The organism is Pseudomonas syringae KCTC 12500 (assembly GCF_000507185.2).
In the GTDB taxonomy this organism is placed as follows: Bacteria; Pseudomonadota; Gammaproteobacteria; order Pseudomonadales; family Pseudomonadaceae; genus Aquipseudomonas; species Aquipseudomonas syringae.
The window spans coordinates 2,928,685-2,945,846 of sequence record NZ_AYTM02000002.1 but is presented as its reverse complement, the minus strand read 5'-3'; the positions used below and the strand labels follow the sequence as shown (position 1 = coordinate 2,945,846).

General features: G+C 61.0%; 18 protein-coding genes. 14 read left to right on the top strand and 4 right to left on the bottom strand.

All coding sequences use genetic code 11. The features are described 5' to 3' along the window. Positions 1-12 precede the first annotated feature (12 nt). Positions 13-1,017, top strand: coding sequence for an aspartate carbamoyltransferase catalytic subunit (locus V476_RS13460; RefSeq protein WP_003316734.1), 1,005 nt, complete (start codon positions 13-15; stop codon positions 1,015-1,017). Next, on the top strand, positions 1,014-2,285 hold the full coding sequence (locus tag V476_RS13455; RefSeq protein ID WP_003366140.1) for a dihydroorotase: 1,272 nt from the start codon (positions 1,014-1,016) through the stop codon (positions 2,283-2,285). The genes V476_RS13460 and V476_RS13455 overlap by 4 nt, the downstream gene beginning before the upstream one ends. 281 nt (positions 2,286-2,566) lie before the next feature. On the opposite strand, the gene V476_RS13450 is transcribed toward V476_RS13455, so the two are convergent. Next, positions 2,567-2,971, bottom strand: a complete 405-nt coding sequence (locus V476_RS13450) for an NINE protein (protein ID WP_003345171.1) — start codon at positions 2,969-2,971, stop codon at positions 2,567-2,569. Positions 2,972-3,221: 250 nt separating this feature from the next. On the opposite strand from V476_RS13450, the gene V476_RS13445 reads away from it, so the two are divergent. Continuing rightward, entirely contained in the window at positions 3,222-3,902 is a 681-nt protein-coding gene (locus tag V476_RS13445) for a C40 family peptidase (RefSeq protein ID WP_050428319.1), read from the top strand. A gap of 94 nt (positions 3,903-3,996) precedes the next feature. Here V476_RS13445 and V476_RS13440 read toward each other — a convergent pair whose 3' ends face one another. Next, positions 3,997-5,031, bottom strand: a complete 1,035-nt coding sequence (locus V476_RS13440) for a type IV pilus twitching motility protein PilT (protein WP_003345166.1) — start codon at positions 5,029-5,031, stop codon at positions 3,997-3,999. 55 nt (positions 5,032-5,086) lie between these two features. On the opposite strand from V476_RS13440, the gene V476_RS13435 reads away from it, so the two are divergent. From V476_RS13435 to V476_RS13400, 8 genes are all read left to right on the top strand, one after another. Next, positions 5,087-5,773: a YggS family pyridoxal phosphate-dependent enzyme gene (locus tag V476_RS13435; protein WP_003422448.1), complete on the top strand. Its 687-nt coding sequence runs from the start codon at positions 5,087-5,089 to the stop codon at positions 5,771-5,773. Positions 5,774-5,794: 21 nt separating this feature from the next. Then, entirely contained in the window at positions 5,795-6,613 is an 819-nt protein-coding gene (gene proC / locus V476_RS13430; protein WP_024683364.1) for a pyrroline-5-carboxylate reductase, read from the top strand. A 25-nt stretch (positions 6,614-6,638) separates the two neighbouring features. Continuing rightward, positions 6,639-7,229: a YggT family protein gene (locus V476_RS13425; RefSeq protein ID WP_003345162.1), complete on the top strand. Its 591-nt coding sequence runs from the start codon at positions 6,639-6,641 to the stop codon at positions 7,227-7,229. 266 nt (positions 7,230-7,495) lie between these two features. Continuing rightward, a complete protein-coding gene (gene metX / locus V476_RS13420) occupies positions 7,496-8,635 on the top strand; it encodes a homoserine O-succinyltransferase MetX (RefSeq protein ID WP_003316725.1) in 1,140 nt (379 codons plus the stop codon). Positions 8,636-8,642: 7 nt separating this feature from the next. Continuing rightward, entirely contained in the window at positions 8,643-9,263 is a 621-nt protein-coding gene (gene metW, locus V476_RS13415; protein ID WP_003316724.1) for a methionine biosynthesis protein MetW, read from the top strand. A 33-nt stretch (positions 9,264-9,296) separates the two neighbouring features. Then, positions 9,297-9,890, top strand: coding sequence for an RdgB/HAM1 family non-canonical purine NTP pyrophosphatase (gene rdgB / locus V476_RS13410; protein ID WP_003422453.1), 594 nt, complete (start codon positions 9,297-9,299; stop codon positions 9,888-9,890). Continuing rightward, a complete protein-coding gene (gene hemW, locus V476_RS13405; RefSeq protein WP_003316722.1) occupies positions 9,887-11,101 on the top strand; it encodes a radical SAM family heme chaperone HemW in 1,215 nt (404 codons plus the stop codon). Before rdgB ends, hemW begins: the two co-directional genes overlap by 4 nt. Before the next feature lie 9 nt (positions 11,102-11,110). Next, positions 11,111-11,434 (top strand): DUF3392 domain-containing protein, encoded by a 324-nt coding sequence (locus V476_RS13400; protein WP_002551720.1) that lies wholly within the window; start codon positions 11,111-11,113, stop codon positions 11,432-11,434. Between the two features lie 28 nt (positions 11,435-11,462). Here V476_RS13400 and V476_RS13395 read toward each other — a convergent pair whose 3' ends face one another. Continuing rightward, positions 11,463-11,822, bottom strand: coding sequence for a hypothetical protein (locus V476_RS13395; protein WP_024959622.1), 360 nt, complete (start codon positions 11,820-11,822; stop codon positions 11,463-11,465). A 184-nt stretch (positions 11,823-12,006) separates the two neighbouring features. Continuing rightward, positions 12,007-13,854: a dihydroxy-acid dehydratase gene (gene ilvD, locus V476_RS13390; RefSeq protein WP_003316721.1), complete on the bottom strand. Its 1,848-nt coding sequence runs from the start codon at positions 13,852-13,854 to the stop codon at positions 12,007-12,009. A gap of 338 nt (positions 13,855-14,192) precedes the next feature. Here ilvD and alaC point away from each other — a divergent pair, with 338 nt between their 5' ends. From alaC to ltnD, 3 genes are all read left to right on the top strand, one after another. Continuing rightward, positions 14,193-15,401 (top strand): alanine transaminase, encoded by a 1,209-nt coding sequence (alaC, locus tag V476_RS13385; RefSeq protein WP_003346356.1) that lies wholly within the window; start codon positions 14,193-14,195, stop codon positions 15,399-15,401. Between the two features lie 173 nt (positions 15,402-15,574). After that, the gene (locus V476_RS13380) at positions 15,575-16,030 is read left to right on the top strand and encodes a YkgJ family cysteine cluster protein (RefSeq protein ID WP_024959621.1); all 456 of its coding nucleotides are present in this window, start codon (positions 15,575-15,577) and stop codon (positions 16,028-16,030) included. Between the two features lie 225 nt (positions 16,031-16,255). Beyond that, complete coding sequence (gene ltnD / locus V476_RS13375; protein WP_003316718.1) at positions 16,256-17,161, top strand: L-threonate dehydrogenase; 906 nt, start codon at positions 16,256-16,258, stop codon at positions 17,159-17,161. Position 17,162: the final 1 nt, after the last annotated feature.

Sequence of the window (17,162 nt, the reverse complement as noted above, 5' to 3'; positions counted from 1 at the left end):
GAGTCCATTGCGATGACGCCTCTCGACGCCAAGCGCCCGCTGCAGCTCAACCACCTGGGCCAGCTGCGCCATTTCCTGTCTCTGGACGGCTTGCCCCGCGAGCTGCTCACCGAAATTCTCGACACGGCCGACTCGTTCCTCGAAGTCGGCGCCCGGGCGGTCAAGAAAGTCCCATTGTTGCGCGGCAAGACGGTGTGCAACGTGTTCTTCGAGAACTCCACGCGCACCCGGACCACTTTTGAGCTGGCGGCCCAGCGCCTGTCAGCCGACGTGATCACGCTGAACGTCTCAACCTCGTCCACCAGCAAAGGTGAAACGCTCTTCGACACCCTACGCAACCTCGAAGCGATGGCCGCCGACATGTTCGTCGTGCGCCACGCGGATTCAGGTGCGGCGCACTTCATTGCCGAGCACGTCTGCCCGGACGTCGCGATCATCAACGGCGGCGACGGCCGCCATGCTCACCCGACCCAGGGCATGCTCGACATGCTGACCATCCGCCGCCACAAGGGCGGTTTCGAGAACCTGTCGGTGGCCATCGTCGGCGACATCCTGCATTCACGGGTGGCACGCTCCAATATGCTTGCGCTCAAGGCGCTGGGCTGCCCGGATATCCGCGTGATCGGGCCGAAAACCCTGCTGCCGGTGGGCGTCGAACAATACGGGGTCAAGGTCTACACCGACCTCAACGAAGGTTTGAAGGACGTGGACGTGGTCATCATGCTGCGTCTGCAGCGCGAACGCATGACCGGTGGCCTGCTGCCCAGCGAAGGCGAGTTCTATCGCCTGTTCGGCCTGACCACTGCGCGTCTGGAAGCCGCGAAGCCGGATGCGATAGTCATGCACCCCGGCCCGATCAACCGCGGCGTGGAGATCGAATCGGCAGTGGCCGACGGCGCGCATTCGGTGATTCTCAATCAAGTGACTTACGGTATCGCGATCCGCATGGCGGTGCTGTCCATGGCCATGAGCGGACAGAACGCACAACGCCAATTCGAACAGGAGAACGCCCAGTGAAGCTCAGCATCCTCGGCGCTCGCGTCATCGACCCGGTCAGCGGGCTGGATCAAATCACTGACCTGCACCTCGAAGCAGGCAAACTCAGCGCCATCGGTTCGGCACCGGCGGGTTTCGAGCCCACCCAGACCATCGACGCTACCGGGCTGGTTGCAGCACCGGGCCTGGTCGACCTCAACGTATCCCTGCGCGAGCCGGGCTACAGCCGCAAGGGCAGCATTGCCAGCGAAACCCGCGCGGCGGTGGCAGGCGGCGTGACCAGCCTGTGCTGCCCGCCACGTACCAAACCGGTGCTCGACACCTCGGCGGTGGCCGAGCTGATCCTGGATCGCGCCCGTGAGGCCGGGTTCAGCAAGGTGTTCCCCATCGGGGCGCTGAGCAAGGGCCTGGAAGGCGAACAGCTGGCAGAACTGATCGCCCTGCGCGACGCAGGCTGCGTGGCCTTCGGCAACGGCCTGAGCAGCTTCAGCAACACCCGCACGCTGTGCCGGGCGCTGGAATATGCGGCGACCTTTGACCTGACGGTGATTTTCAACTCGCAGGATCGTGATCTGGCCGAAGGCGGTCTGGCGCACGACGGTCCGACGGCCAGTTTCCTGGGCCTGGCGGGCATTCCCGAGACGGCCGAGACCGTGGCGCTGGCTCGCGACCTGTTGCTGGTCGAACAGAGCGGTGTACGCGCGCACTTCAGCCAGCTGACCAGTGCACGTGGCGCGGCGCTGATCGCCCAGGCGCAGGCGCGCGGTCTGCCGGTGACGGCGGACGTCGCGCTGTATCAGTTGATTCTGACTGACGAGGCGCTGATCGACTTCTCCAGCCTCTATCACGTGCAGCCGCCACTGCGCACCCGCGCTGATCGCGATGGCCTGCGTGAAGCGGTGAAGAGTGGTGTCATTCAGGCGATTTCCAGCCATCACCAGCCGCACGAACGCGATGCCAAGCTGGCACCGTTTGGCGCTACGGAACCAGGCATCAGCAGCGTCGAACTACTGCTGCCGCTGGCCATGACGCTGGTGGATGACGGCCTGCTGGACCTGCCGACCCTGATCGCCCGCCTGAGCAGCGGCCCTGCCGCCGCGCTGCGCCTGCCAGCCGGCAAGCTGAGTGCAGGAGCGCCGGCCGACATCGTCCTGTTCGACCCTGCCGCCTCGACGGTTGCCGGCGAGACCTGGCTGTCAAAAGGCGAAAACTGCCCCTTCATCGGCCACTGCCTGCCCGGCTCGGTACGCTACACACTGGTGGATGGACGGATCAGCTACAGCCGTTGAGCCCGCTCCGGGCTCTCGCTCCCGCACAGAGTGCTCATCGTTATGCACAAGTCCGCTTTTGATTCTGGCCGAAGGCCGTAGGAGCGAACTTGTTCGCGAAGGGTTTCGACTATCGTGCGACGCTCCGCGTCGGCATGCAGTTCTGGACGCTCTGCGTCCGGTCTTGAGCATGCGGCGCGGCGCAGATTTGTGACGCGGAACGTCACGACAGGCATTCCCACGCGAGCGTGAGGAACGATAGGTGTCCGGGCCGCGCTCTGCGTCAGCCCTTCGTCCCAGCCTTACCCGCGTCGGGCGTTCTTCATCGAGATCTGGTCATTCAATGTCCAGAAGTCATAGAGGATACCGACCAGAAACAACCCGCCGGTAAACAGGTAGATGATCCCGGTGATCCACTTGCCCTGGTACATGCGGTGCACACCGAACAGGCCGAGGAAGGTCAACAGCACCCACGCCACGCTGTAGTCGGTGGAGCCAGGTGTAAAGCGCAGGTCGGCGTCACGGTCCATCGACGGGATCAGGAACAGGTCGATCAGCCAGCCGATGCCAAACAGACCGAATGTGAAGAACCAGATGGTCCCGGTGACCGGCTTGCCGTAGTAGAAGCGATGCGCTCCCAGGAAGCCGAAAATCCACATCAGGTAGCCCATGACCTTGCTGTGTGTGTCTGAACGATAGGCGTTCATTTTTGCCCTCTTTGTGCTGATAGAAAAAAATACATAACAAAATTGTGACTTGGTTTCCCTATTCCGACGTATGGCACATGAGGCGGTTTAATGCCGCCAAGCCCTTGTCGCTAAAGGGATTGGGCCAAAAAAAGAAAGAGTCTGTCGCATAAAACGCAATGATGCCACTGTGATGCGCTCGACAAATGGGGTCAGTTTTTTTCAAAAAGCTGTTATAAAGTTGCGCGCTGACCACCATGAGCCCTGCCGAATGCGTCCTTTTTTCAAGACATGGCTAACCATTTGCCTATTTATGCCTCTGGCCGCCCACGCCACCAATCGTGAGCAACAACTTCCTGCGAGCTTCTCGGGCTACACCGCCAAAAGCCACTCTTCACCGGCACTCGCGACTCGCAATGCACCCCAGGAAGCCACCACCACCCGAACTCAGTACGGCACTGGTACCCACGCCGTCCAGAAGCCGCTTTCACGCAAGAACGCCAAGAAAGTCGCGGCCTTGCAGGCTTCTGCCCCTGCCAAGCAAGGCAACGCCGTTGTAAAGCGCGCCTTGCAGGCTGTGGGCACGCCTTATCGCTGGGGCGGCAACACGCCCGGTAAAGGCCTGGATTGCAGCGGACTGGTCAAATACGCCTACACGGATGTCCGTGAGGTCGACCTGCCACGCACCTCCAATGCCATGGCCCAGGGTCATGGTCAAACGGTGGATCGCAAGGATCTGAAACCCGGTGATCTGCTGTTCTTCAACATCAAGAGCCGCAACATCAACCACGTCGCCATTTACCTGGGCGACAACAAGTTCGTTCATGCGCCGCGCCGTGGCAAGGCCGTAACTGTCGATACGCTGAACAAACCGTATTGGAACAGCCACTACAAGATTGCCAAGCGTGTGTTGCCCAAGCAACCAGGGCAGATGCGTGTGGTTCAGCGCTGATCCTGGCCTGAATCTACGGTCTGCAAGCTGCATCTGAAAAAGGGGTCTTGAACGCGTTCAAGACCCCTTTTTCGTTCCTGCAGCATCCCTGTGATCAGAAGTTATCCGGCACCTTGGCGCGTTCGCGTGCGCTTTCGCGGGTGATCAGCCCCTTCTTCACCAGATCGGCCAGGCACATGTCCAGCGTCTGCATGCCCATCGAGCCGCCCGTCTGGATCGACGAATACATCTGCGCCACCTTGTCCTCACGGATCAGGTTACGAATCGCCGGGGTGCCCATCATGATTTCGTGCGCCGCCACGCGTCCGCCGCCGACCTTCTTGAGCAACGCCTGCGAGACCACGGCGTGCAGCGATTCGGAGAGCATCGAGCGAATCATCGATTTTTCCTGAGCAGGAAACACGTCGACGATCCGGTCGATGGTCTTGGCCGCTGACGTGGTGTGCAGCGTGCCGAATACCAGATGGCCGGTCTCAGCAGCGGTCAGCGCCAGGCGGATGGTCTCCAGGTCACGCATTTCACCGACCAGAATCACGTCCGGGTCTTCACGCAACGCCGAGCGCAGCGCCTCCGAGAAGCCCAGCGTGTCGCGGTGCACCTCGCGCTGGTTGACCAGGCACTTCTTCGACTCGTGGACGAATTCGATCGGGTCCTCGATGGTCAGGATATGGTGATGCTTGTTGCAATTGAGGTAGTCGATCATCGCCGCCAGGGTGGTCGACTTGCCTGAGCCGGTCGGACCGGTGACCAGGATCAGGCCTCGCGCCACGTCGGTAATCTTGCGAAACACATTGCCCATGCCCAAGTCTTCCATGCTCAGGATTTTCGAGGGAATGGTCCGGAATACCGCGCCGGCACCGCGATTCTGGTTGAAGGCGTTGACCCGAAACCGCGCCACGCCCGGCACTTCGAAGGAAAAGTCGGTTTCCAGACGCTCTTCGAAGTCTTGCCGTTGCTTGTCGTTCATGATGTCGTAGATCAGCGCCTTGACCTCCTTCGCGTCCAGCGGGGGCAGGTTGATACGCCGTACATCGCCGTCGACGCGGATCATCGGCGGCAGACCTGCAGAGAGGTGCAAGTCCGACGCGCCCTGTTTGGCACTGAAGGCCAGCAGCTCGGTAATATCCATACAGCTCCTCAATCACATAGAATGCCGCAGACTTTAGCCCTGCTGGCGCAAATCAATGTCTACGATAGCAGCGAACATTTCAACGCTCGAACAGCGAATTCGCGACGCAGCGCTTGCCGCTGAGCGCGATCCGGCGTCCGTCGGCCTGCTGGCGGTGAGCAAAACCAAGCCCGCCAGTGACCTGCGTGAAGCTTACACCGCAGGTTTGCGCGATTTTGGCGAAAATTATCTACAGGAAGCACTGGGCAAACAGCTCGAACTGAGCGACCTGCCCTTGTGCTGGCACTTCATTGGCCCCATTCAATCGAACAAGACGCGAGCTATCGCCGAGAACTTCGACTGGGTACATTCCGTGGACCGCCTGAAAATCGCTCAACGCCTGTCCGAGCAACGCCCCGAAGCGCTTGAACCGCTGAACATCTGCATTCAGGTGAACGTCAGTGGCGAAGCCAGCAAGTCGGGCTGCACGCCTCAGGACCTGCCTGCACTGGCCGCGGCCATCATCGCCCTGCCGCGACTCAGGTTGCGCGGCCTGATGGCCATCCCCGAGCCCACAGACGATCCTGCGGCGCAGGATGCATCCTTCGCCGCAGTGCGCACGCTGCAGGAGCAGTTGAACCTGCCGCTCGACACACTTTCCATGGGCATGAGCCACGACCTGGAAGCCGCCATTGCACAAGGCGCGACCTGGGTACGCATCGGCACCGCTCTTTTTGGTGCCCGCGACTATGGCCAGCCATAACCTCTTCATAAGGACCCCTTCATGAGCAAGACCCGTATTGCCTTCGTCGGTGCCGGAAACATGGCCGCCAGCCTGATCGGCGGCCTGCGCGCCCAGGGCGTGGAGGCGGCACTGATCAGTGCCAGTGCGCCGGGTGCCGAAACCCGCGAGCGCATCGCCAACGACCACGGTATCAAGGTATTCGCTGACAACGCCGAGGCGATCCAAGGCGCCGACGTGGTGGTGCTGGCGGTCAAGCCGCAGATGATGAAAGACGTCTGCCAGGGCTTGAAGTCCAGTCTCGAACCTCACCAGCTGATTGTTTCGGTCGCGGCCGGCATCACCTGCGCCAGCATGACGCAATGGCTGGGCGAGCAGCCGGTGGTGCGTTGCATGCCCAACACGCCCTCGCTGCTGCGTCAGGGTGCCAGCGGGCTGTACGCGACCGACAACGTCACGTCCGAGCAGCGTGAACAGGCCGAGACGTTGTTGGCCGCGGTCGGCGTCGCGGTCTGGGTCGAGCAGGAAAAACACATGGACGCTGTTACGGCAGTGTCCGGCAGCGGTCCGGCGTATTTCTTTTTGATGATGGAGGCGATGACCGCGGCAGGCGTGAAACTGGGGCTGCCGGAGGACATCGCTAAAAAGCTGACCCTGCAAACAGCGCTGGGCTCGGCCTTGATCGCGACCGGCAGTGATGTGGACGCAGGCGAACTGCGGCGGCGTGTCGCCTCACCGGGCGGGACCACCGAGGCCGCCATCAAGGCATTCCAGGCGGGCGGTTTCGAGGCACTGGTGGAAACGGCACTGACCGCCGCAGACCATCGTGCAGCCGAGCTGGCTGAACAACTGGGCAAATAATTTTCGGGTTTTCTGGAGCAGATCGATGATCGGATTGAACACCGCTGCAATTTACGTCCTGCAGACGCTTGGCAGTCTTTACCTGCTGATCGTGCTGTTGCGCTTCGTCCTGCAACTGGTACGGGCCAACTTCTACAACCCGCTGTGCCAGTTCATCGTGCGCGCCACCCAACCGCTGCTCAAGCCGCTGCGGCGCATCATCCCCAGCCTGTTCGGGCTGGACATGTCGTCGCTGGTGCTGGCGATCATCGTGCAGATGATCCTGATGGCTCTGACCCTGCTGCTGATGTTCGGCACCACGGGCGACCCGCTGCACCTGCTGCTGTGGTCGATCATCAGCGTCACCGCGCTGTTCCTGAAGATCTTCTTCTTTGCCCTGATCATCAGCGTGATTCTGTCGTGGGTCGCACCGGGCAGCCATAACCCTGGCGCGGAACTGGTCAACCAGATCTGCGAACCGGCACTGGCACCGTTCCGCAAGATCGTCCCGAACCTTGGCGGTCTGGATATCTCGCCGATCCTCGCATTCCTGGTGCTCAAGCTGCTGGACATGCTGGTCATCAACAACCTCGCCGCCATGAGCGGCATGCCGGATGTGCTGCGGCTGTTGATGTAAGCATTCCTGTTCCCACGTTCCAATGCTCGACGTTACACACAAGTCCGCTTTTGATTCTGGCCGTAGGCCGTAGGAGCGAACTTGTTCGCGAAGGGGTAGGTACATCCAAAGAGGATATATCGACCCAAGCAACGCCTTCGCGAACAAGTTCGCTCCTACAACAGCCTTAACTATCGTGCCGTTGATTTACGCCTCACAACATCCCTTATTGCCGCTGCACCCCGCGGTCTTTAGACTTACGCCTCATTCACGCGAGAGCAGGGTCGATGCCCACGGTATTCCCCCACGATTCTGTCGGACTGGTCACACCGCAAACGGCGCATTTCAGCGAGCCTCTGGCGCTGGCCTGCGGTCGTTCGTTGCCAGCCTATGACCTGATTTACGAAACCTACGGTCAACTCAACGCCGCACGCAGCAATGCCGTGCTGATCTGTCATGCGCTGTCCGGGCATCACCATGCCGCAGGCTTCCACAGCGCCGATGATCGAAAACCCGGTTGGTGGGACAGCTGTATCGGTCCCGGCAAGCCTATCGACACCCAAAAATTCTTTGTCGTCAGCCTGAACAATCTGGGCGGTTGCAACGGTTCGACCGGGCCGAGCAGCATTGATCCGGACACCGGCAAGCCGTTCGGCGCCAACTTCCCGGTGGTGACCGTGGAAGACTGGGTCAACAGCCAGGCCCGGCTGGCCGACCTGCTCGGTATCGACACCTGGGCTGCGGTGATTGGCGGCAGCCTGGGCGGCATGCAGGCGCTGCAATGGACCATCAGCTATCCGCACCGAGTGCGCCACTGCCTGGCGATCGCCTCGGCGCCCAAGCTGTCGGCACAGAACATCGCGTTCAACGAGGTGGCCCGCCAGGCCATTCTTACCGACCCGGAATTTCACGGTGGTTCGTTCCAGGAACGCGGCGTGATTCCCAAACGCGGCCTGATGCTGGCGCGGATGGTCGGGCACATCACCTACCTGTCGGATGACTCGATGGGCGAAAAATTCGGCCGTGGCCTGAAGAGCGAAAAACTCAACTACGACTTCCACAGTGTCGAGTTCCAGGTCGAAAGCTATCTGCGCTATCAGGGTGAGGAGTTTTCCGGGCGTTTCGACGCCAATACCTACCTGTTGATGACCAAGGCACTGGATTACTTCGATCCTGCGGCGAACTTCAACGACGACCTGGCCAAGACATTTGCCAACGCCACCGCCAAATTCTGTGTGATGTCGTTCACCACCGACTGGCGCTTCTCGCCGGCCCGCTCGCGGGAACTGGTGGACGCGCTGATGGCCGCGCGCAAGGACGTCTGCTACCTGGAAATCGACGCACCGCAGGGCCACGACGCCTTTCTGATCCCGATTCCGCGCTACTTGCAGGCTTTCGGCAATTACATGAACCGAATTTCGTTGTGAGGACGCCATGAGAGCCGATCTGGAAATCATTCAGGAATGGATTCCCGCGGGCAGCCGCGTGCTCGACCTGGGCTGCGGTGACGGCGAATTGCTGACCTGGCTGCGTGACCACAAGCAGGTCACTGGCTACGGACTGGAAAACGACGCGGCCAACATTGCCGAGTGCGTCGCCAAGGGCATCAACGTCATCGAGCAGGACCTCGACAAGGGGCTGGGCAACTTTGCCAGCAACAGCTTCGACGTCGTGGTCATGACCCAGGCCCTGCAAGCGGTGCATTACCCGGACCGAATCCTCGACGAGATGCTGCGCGTCGGTCGCCAGTGCATCATCACCTTCCCGAATTTCGGTCACTGGCGCTGCCGCTGGTACCTGGCGAGCAAGGGCCGCATGCCAGTGTCCGAATTCCTGCCGTACACCTGGTACAACACGCCGAACATTCACTTCTGTACCTTCGGCGACTTCGAAGAGCTGTGCCGCGAGCGCGATGCGCAGGTGCTCGACAGGCTGGCGGTCGACCAGCAGCACCGTCATGGCTGGGCCAGCAAGCTCTGGCCCAATCTGCTCGGCGAGATCGGTATCTACCGCGTCACCAGCCCCGGGTTGACGGACCACAGGATTGCCGTTTAATCGACCGTTTTCATGCACCACGACAGGCCAACCATGAACCTCACACAACTCGTACTGGCCAGCCACAATGGCGGCAAACTCAAGGAACTCCAGGCCATGCTCGGCGGCAGCGTAACGCTGCGCTCGGTCAGCGAATTCAGCCTGATTGAGCCTGAAGAAACCGGCCTGTCATTCGTCGAGAATGCAATCCTCAAGGCACGCAACGCCGCGCGCCTGTCCGGCCTGCCTGCGCTGGCCGACGACTCGGGGCTGGCAGTGGACTTTCTCGGCGGCGCGCCGGGTATCTATTCCGCCCGCTACGCCGACGGCCAGGGCGATGCTGCCAACAACGCCAAGCTGCTGGAGGCGCTGAAAGACGTGCCGGACGACCAGCGTGGTGCGCAGTTCGTGTGCGTGTTGGCGCTGGTACGCCACGCCGACGACCCATTGCCGATCCTCTGTGAAGGGCTGTGGCACGGGCGCATTCTGCATGCCGCCAGCGGTGAACACGGCTTCGGCTATGACCCGCTGTTCTGGGTGCCGGAGCGCAACTGCTCGAGCGCCGAACTGGGCCCGACCGAGAAAAACCAGCTCAGCCACCGCGCCCGCGCCATGGTCCTGTTGCGGCAACGCCTGGGTCTGCAATGACCCACGACTCGCCTGCGCAGCCGCTGTTTCTCGGCGAGAGCGGCTTCTCGTCAGAGAGCCCGCGCCCTGCACTGCCGCACCTGCCGCCGCTGTCGCTGTACATCCATATTCCGTGGTGCGTGCGCAAATGCCCGTACTGCGACTTCAACTCGCACACCGCCAGCCCGGTGCTGCCGGAACAGGAATACGTCGACGCCCTGCTCGCCGACCTTGACCTTGACCTGCCGCACGTCTATGGCCGCGAGCTGCAATCGATCTTCTTTGGTGGGGGTACGCCAAGCCTGTTCAGCGCCGATGCGCTGGGGCGCCTGCTAAAAGGCGTCGAACAGCGCATCCGCTTTGCCAGCGACATCGAGATCACCCTGGAAGCCAACCCCGGCACCTTCGAACAGGCCAAGTTCAGCGCCTATCGCGGCTTGGGCATCAATCGACTGTCGATCGGCATCCAGAGCTTCGAAGAGTCCAAACTCAAGGCGCTGGGCCGCATTCACAACGGCGACGAAGCGATTCGTGCTGCCGACATGGCGCGCCAGGCCGGTTTCGACAACTTCAATCTGGACCTGATGCACGGCCTGCCGGATCAATCCCAAGACGAAGCGCTGGCTGATCTGCGCCAGGCCATTGCCCTCGCACCGACCCACCTGTCCTGGTATCAACTGACCCTGGAGCCCAACACGGTATTCTGGAATCAGCCACCGGTGCTGCCCGAAGACGACATTCTCTGGGACATTCAGGAAACCGGACAGCAGTTGCTGGCCACTCATGGCTACGCGCAATACGAAGTGTCGGCTTATGCACAGCCCGGGAAACCGGCGCGGCATAACCTCAACTATTGGGCGTTCGGTGATTTCATCGGCATCGGCGCAGGCGCACACGGCAAGCTGAGCCACCCGGACGGGCGCATCATGCGCACCTGGAAAACCCGGCTGCCCAAGGATTACCTGAATCCGGACAAGCCGTTTCAGGCCGGTTCCAAGCTGTTGCCGCTCGATGAATTACCGTTCGAATTCCTGATGAACGCACTGCGACTGACAAATGGTGTGGACGCTGCGTTATTTCGCGAAAGAACCGGTCTAAGCCTCGATTCGCTGGCCGAGGCGCGTCGACAGGCTGAACAAAAGGGGTTGCTGCACCAGGACCCGACACGCCTGATCGCCACGCCACAAGGCCAGCTGTTCCTCAACGACCTGCTGCAATACTTTCTGATCTAAGGACCCTGCATGGATTTCGTACTCGATTTGCTCGCCACCGTCTCGCGCTGGAGCCGCAGCAATCTCTCGGAAATCGCGCTCGCGTTGGTGGGCTGCCTGCTGGTGCTGTTCGGCTCGGACATCAAAGGCTGGCTGGAACAGCGAATCAGCGGCATTACCGGAGCCCTGCGCATCCCGCTCATCGCCCTGCTGTGCGCAGTCGGCAGTGGCGCAGCGCTGATCTACGCCACGCCGTGGGTGGTACGCGGCCTCAGCCAGTTCAACAACTACAGCCTGGCGCCAGTGCTGCTGGTGGTGCTGGTGTTGATCGGGGTGATTGCGGACAGGAAGTGAGCCTTTTCTGGATCAACCTTCTGTCGCACTACTGAACGATGAGGCAACTGGCAAACGTGCATGCCCCGGATTTTCCGGTAAATGTCACAAACTTTATGCTCGGTGTGCCACTGACAGGCGTGATACTCAGTGGGTAAGTGGCGGCGCTACTGACGACGTAGGTGCCTTTGCTCGCCACGTCCTGCTTCACGCCCTTCTGTATGACGTAGATCGCGAACGCACTGTTATTGCGTACCTGTACCGCAGTATCCACTTCCTGAGGCGGCGCAACTTGAGCAGTATCGGGGGGCGGCGCTGTTTCGTTCTGGACAGCGTCTGTTGAATCGAGTGCGTATGCGCCGAGGCAGACGCTCATGAACAATGTTGGTGCCAATAGCCATGCTTTCATCACGCTCTCCATAAAAGTCGATAGCGGTTAACCGCGGCAGATCACACGCGGCTATTGGCCCAATATATAGCGCCCACGCGCGCTCGACAGCTGTCAGAAATAGCAGTAAGAAAGCCCGCCGGTCGTTCTCTCCAGACAAAAAAACACCCCGACTGGCGGGGTGTTTTCGCTGCGTCGCCGAACGTTACGGCACCAGCTTGTCCAGCAACGCCTTGTCACGCACCGCGCCCTTGTCGGCGCTGGTCGCCAGCAGGGCATAGGCCTTGAGGGCGGTGGTCACTTTGCGTGGACGCGACTCGACAGGCTTCCAGCCTTTCTTGTCCTGTTCGGCGCGACGCTCGGCCATTTCGGCATCGTCAATCAGCAGGTTGATCGAGCGGTTGGGGATGTCGATCAGCACCTTGTCACCGTCGCGCACCAGACCGATCGCTCCGCCTGCCGCAGCTTCCGGTGAGGCGTGACCAATGGACAGGCCGGACGTACCGCCCGAGAAGCGGCCGTCAGTCAGCAGCGCACAATCCTTGCCCAGTCCCTTGGACTTCAAGTAGGACGTCGGGTAGAGCATTTCCTGCATGCCCGGACCGCCTTTCGGGCCTTCGTAGCGGATGATGACAATGTCGCCCGCTTTGACTTCGTCAGCGAGAATCCCGCGCACCGCGCTGTCCTGGCTTTCGAAGATCTTCGCGTTGCCTTCGAAGACGTGGATCGACTCGTCGACACCAGCGGTTTTCACCACGCAGCCGTCCAGTGCGATGTTGCCGTACAGCACGGCCAGGCCACCTTCTTGTGAATAGGCGTGCTCGACACTGCGGATGCAGCCGTTTTCACGGTCGTCATCCAGGCTTTCCCAGCGGGTCGACTGGCTGAACGCGGTCTGCGTCGGGATGCCCGCCGGGCCTGCCTTGAAGAAGGTGTGCACGGCTTCGTCGTCCGTCTGGGTGATGTCCCATTTGGCGATGCCTTCGGCCAGGGTCTTGCTGTGTACGGTCGGCAGGTCGGTGTGCAGCAGACCGCCACGGGCCAGCTCGCCGAGGATGCTGAAGATCCCGCCCGCGCGGTGCACGTCTTCCATGTGGTACTTCTGGATGTTCGGCGCGACCTTGCACAGCTGCGGCACCTTGCGCGACAGATGATCAATGTGGCGCAGGTCGAAGTCGATCTCGGCTTCCTGAGCCGCCGCCAGCAAGTGCAGGATGGTGTTGGTCGAACCGCCCATGGCGATGTCCAGCGTCATGGCGTTCTCGAACGCCTTGAAGTTGGCGATGTTGCGCGGCAACACCGAGTCATCGTTTTCCTTGTAGTACTGACGGCACAGGTCAACGATGGTGCGGCCGGCCTGCAGGAACAGTTGCTCGCGGTCGCTGTGGGTGGCGAGTGCGGAACCGTTGCCTGGCAGGGCCAGGCCCAGTGCTTCGGTCAGGCAGTTCATCGAGTTGGCGGTGAACATGCCGGAACACGACCCGCAGGTCGGACAGGCGCTGCGCTCGTACTCGGCGACTTTTTCATCGCTGGCGGTCGAATCGGCGGCGATGACCATCGCATCGACCAGATCCAGGCCGTGGCTGGCCAGCTTGGTCTTGCCCGCTTCCATTGGCCCGCCGGAGACGAAGATCACCGGAATGTTCAGGCGCAACGACGCCATCAGCATGCCCGGGGTGATCTTGTCGCAGTTGGAAATGCACACGATGGCGTCGGCGCAATGCGCGTTGACCATGTATTCGACCGAGTCGGCGATGATCTCGCGGCTCGGCAGCGAATAGAGCATGCCGTCGTGGCCCATGGCGATGCCGTCGTCGACCGCAATGGTGTTGAATTCCTTGGCCACGCCACCGGCGCGTTCGACTTCACGCGCGACCAGCTGGCCCATGTCCTTTAGGTGGACATGGCCCGGTACGAACTGGGTGAAGGAGTTGGCGATGGCGATGATCGGTTTCTTGAAATCTTCGTCTTTCATGCCCGTGGCGCGCCACAGGGCACGGGCGCCGGCCATGTTGCGGCCGTGGGTAGACGTTTTCGAGCGGTAATCAGGCATTGGAGCACTCCGGCAAACATTAAGGCTATCAGGAAGGGAGTGAGCTTCTATTGACGTCGCAGGCGTGCGGCAGTGACCGCAGGCAGCGAAGAAACCGAACACCACGGGATCACCGTGTACTCGGCCTGAGCTCATAAACCCGCCGGGGGATGACTGGCGATGAATAACGCCGATTCTACACCGCCGAATCATTCGATGGGGTCCGAATATCGCCACCGGCCATGCGCTGCAAATCCCGGTGGACAAAAGGCTATCAGCCCATCTATCTTCCTCGGCAGGCCGCCTCATGTGGCCACGTCGCTCGGACGGTTCCGGGCGCTTACGTACGCGAGATACTCATGGCAGACCAAGGTTCGCCGCGCCGCTTTGCGCGCATCGATCGACTCCCCCCTTACGTGTTCAACATCACCGCCGAGCTGAAAATGGCTGCTCGTCGTCGCGGTGAGGACATTATCGACCTGAGCATGGGCAACCCCGATGGGGCCACACCGCCGCACATTGTCGAAAAACTGATCACCGTCGCCCAGCGCGAAGACACCCACGGCTACTCCACCTCGCGCGGCATTCCACGCCTGCGTCGGGCGATTTCCAACTGGTACAAGAAGCGCTACGAGGTCGACATCGACCCCGAAAGCGAAGCGATCGTGACCATTGGTTCCAAGGAAGGCCTGGCCCACCTGATGCTCGCCACGCTGGATCAGGGCGACACGGTGCTGGTGCCCAACCCCAGTTACCCGATCCACATCTACGGTGCCGTGATTGCCGGCGCCCAGGTGCGATCGGTGCCGCTGGTGCCAGGCGTGGACTTCTTCGACGAACTGGAAAAAGCCATTCGCGGCTCGATCCCCAAGCCGAAGATGATGATTCTGGGCTTCCCGTCCAACCCGACCGCGCAATGCGTGGAGCTGGATTTCTTCGAGCGCGTGGTGGCCCTGGCCAAACAGTACGACGTGCTGGTGGTGCATGATCTGGCGTACGCCGATATCGTCTACGATGGCTGGAAAGCCCCGTCGATCATGCAGGTGCCGGGTGCCAAGGACATTGCCGTCGAGTTCTTCACCCTGTCCAAGAGCTACAACATGGCAGGCTGGCGGATTGGCTTCATGGTCGGCAACCCCGAGCTGGTGAATGCACTGGCGCGGATCAAGAGTTACCACGACTACGGTACCTTCACGCCACTGCAGGTGGCGGCGATTGCCGCACTGGAAGGCGACCAGCAATGCGTGCTCGACATTGCCGAGCAGTATCGCCAGCGCCGCAATGTGCTGGTCAAGGGCTTGCACGAGCTGGGCTGGATGGTCGAGAACCCCAAGGCTTCGATGTACGTCTGGGCGAAGATCCCCCAAGCTTATGCACACCTGGGTTCGCTGGAGTTCGCCAAGAAGCTGCTGGCCGAAGCCAAGGTCTGTGTCTCGCCGGGCATCGGTTTCGGCGAGTACGGCGACGATCACGTGCGCTTCGCCCTGATCGAGAATCAGGACCGCATCCGCCAGGCCGTTCGTGGCATCCGCAGCATGTTCAGGGCCGACGACAAGCTCAAGTCCTGAGTGCCTTCTGATACACCGCGCCTGCTGACCGACTGCGCTCGGCAGGCGCGGACGCTGCAGCCGACTGCCTGCCCACACCTGACCGACAGTCGCCTCGGCAATTTTTGATTTCTGCAAATCGCTGCAGACCGGTATGATCGCGCGCCCCGATACACCCGGAAGCCTGACATAAAATGAAACCCACCTTGATCGCCGCCGCAGAACTCGATCGCATCGACACCTGGGCCAAATACTCCAGCCACATGTGCGGGGGCTGCGTGTCCAGTTGCTGCACGTTGCCGGTCGAAGTGAAGATCAAGGACCTGATCCGCATCGGCATCGTCGATGAGTTCGAACGCGGCGACCCGGCGAAGAACATCGCCAAGCGGCTGCAGAAAGAAGGCATCGTCGAGCGCTACAACCAGAAGTCCGAGATCTTAACCTTGCAGCGCATGAGCAACAACGACTGCCTGTACCTGGACCGCAAAAGCCGCCTGTGCACCATCTATGACAAGCGCCCGGACACCTGCCGCAACCACCCGAAAGTCGGGCCGCGCCCCGGTTATTGCGCGTACAAGCCCAAAGAAGTCGTGCGTCAGGAAAGCGGCTCACTGCGAAATGCCACCAGCGCGCCAGTGCCGAAATTCTGATTCGTGAAAGACGGCGCAGCACGCCGAACATCATGGTTTTCAATCAAGCCCCGCACAGGGGCTTTTTTGTGCACGATGGAAAAAGCCTATCGATGTTAAATTTTGTGAAAAATAAAAATACTTAACATTATTTACTCATTGATTCACTATCCGATTCACAGATCAGAACAATAACGTCCGAATGCCGGCTTCACAGGCATCGGCACTGACTTCGAGGATTACTGCATGACTGGCAAGAACGTTGGCGTTATCGGCCTGGGTGCGATGGGTCTGGGCATTGCCCGCTCGTTGCTACGTAGCGGCTTCACTGTGCATGCCTGTGATGTGCGCACCAGCGTGACCGAAGCATTCGCCCAGGAAGGCGGGGTTGCCTGTGATTCTCCGGCCAGCATGGCCGCTGCCTGCGATGTGATCATCACCGTTGTGGTCAACGCCGAGCAGACCGAAACCGTGCTGTTTGGCGAGAACGGCGCCATTGCCGCGCTACGTCCGGGCTGCCTGGTCATCGGTTGCGCCACCGTCGCGCCCACCTTCGCCGTCGAACTGGGCGAGCGTCTGGCCGCACAGAACCTGCTGTACCTTGATGCGCCTATCTCCGGCGGTGCCGCCAAGGCTGCCGCTGGCCAAATGACCATGATGACCTCCGGCCCGGCCGAGTCCTACGCCAAGGCAGAAGCCATCCTCAACGGCATGGCCGGCAAGGTCTATCGCCTGGGCGACGTCCACGGTCTGGGCTCGAAAGTCAAAATCATCAATCAGCTTCTCGCTGGCGTACACATCGCAGCCAGCGCCGAAGCCATGGCCCTCGGCCTGCGCGAAGGTGTCGACGCTGACGCGCTGTATGAAGTGATCACCAACAGTGCCGGTAACTCGTGGATGTTCGAGAACCGCGTGCCGCACATCCTCAATGCCGATTACACGCCGCTGTCGGCCGTGGACATCTTCGTCAAGGACCTGGGTCTGGTGCTGGATACCGCACGCAGCAGCAAATTCCCGCTGCCACTCTCGGCCACCGCGCACCAGATGTTCATGCAGGCATCCAGCGCCGGCTTCGGTCGTGAAGATGACTCGGCCGTGATCAAGATTTTCCCGGGCATCGAGTTGCCGAAAGCCAAGCCAGAAAAAGCCTGAG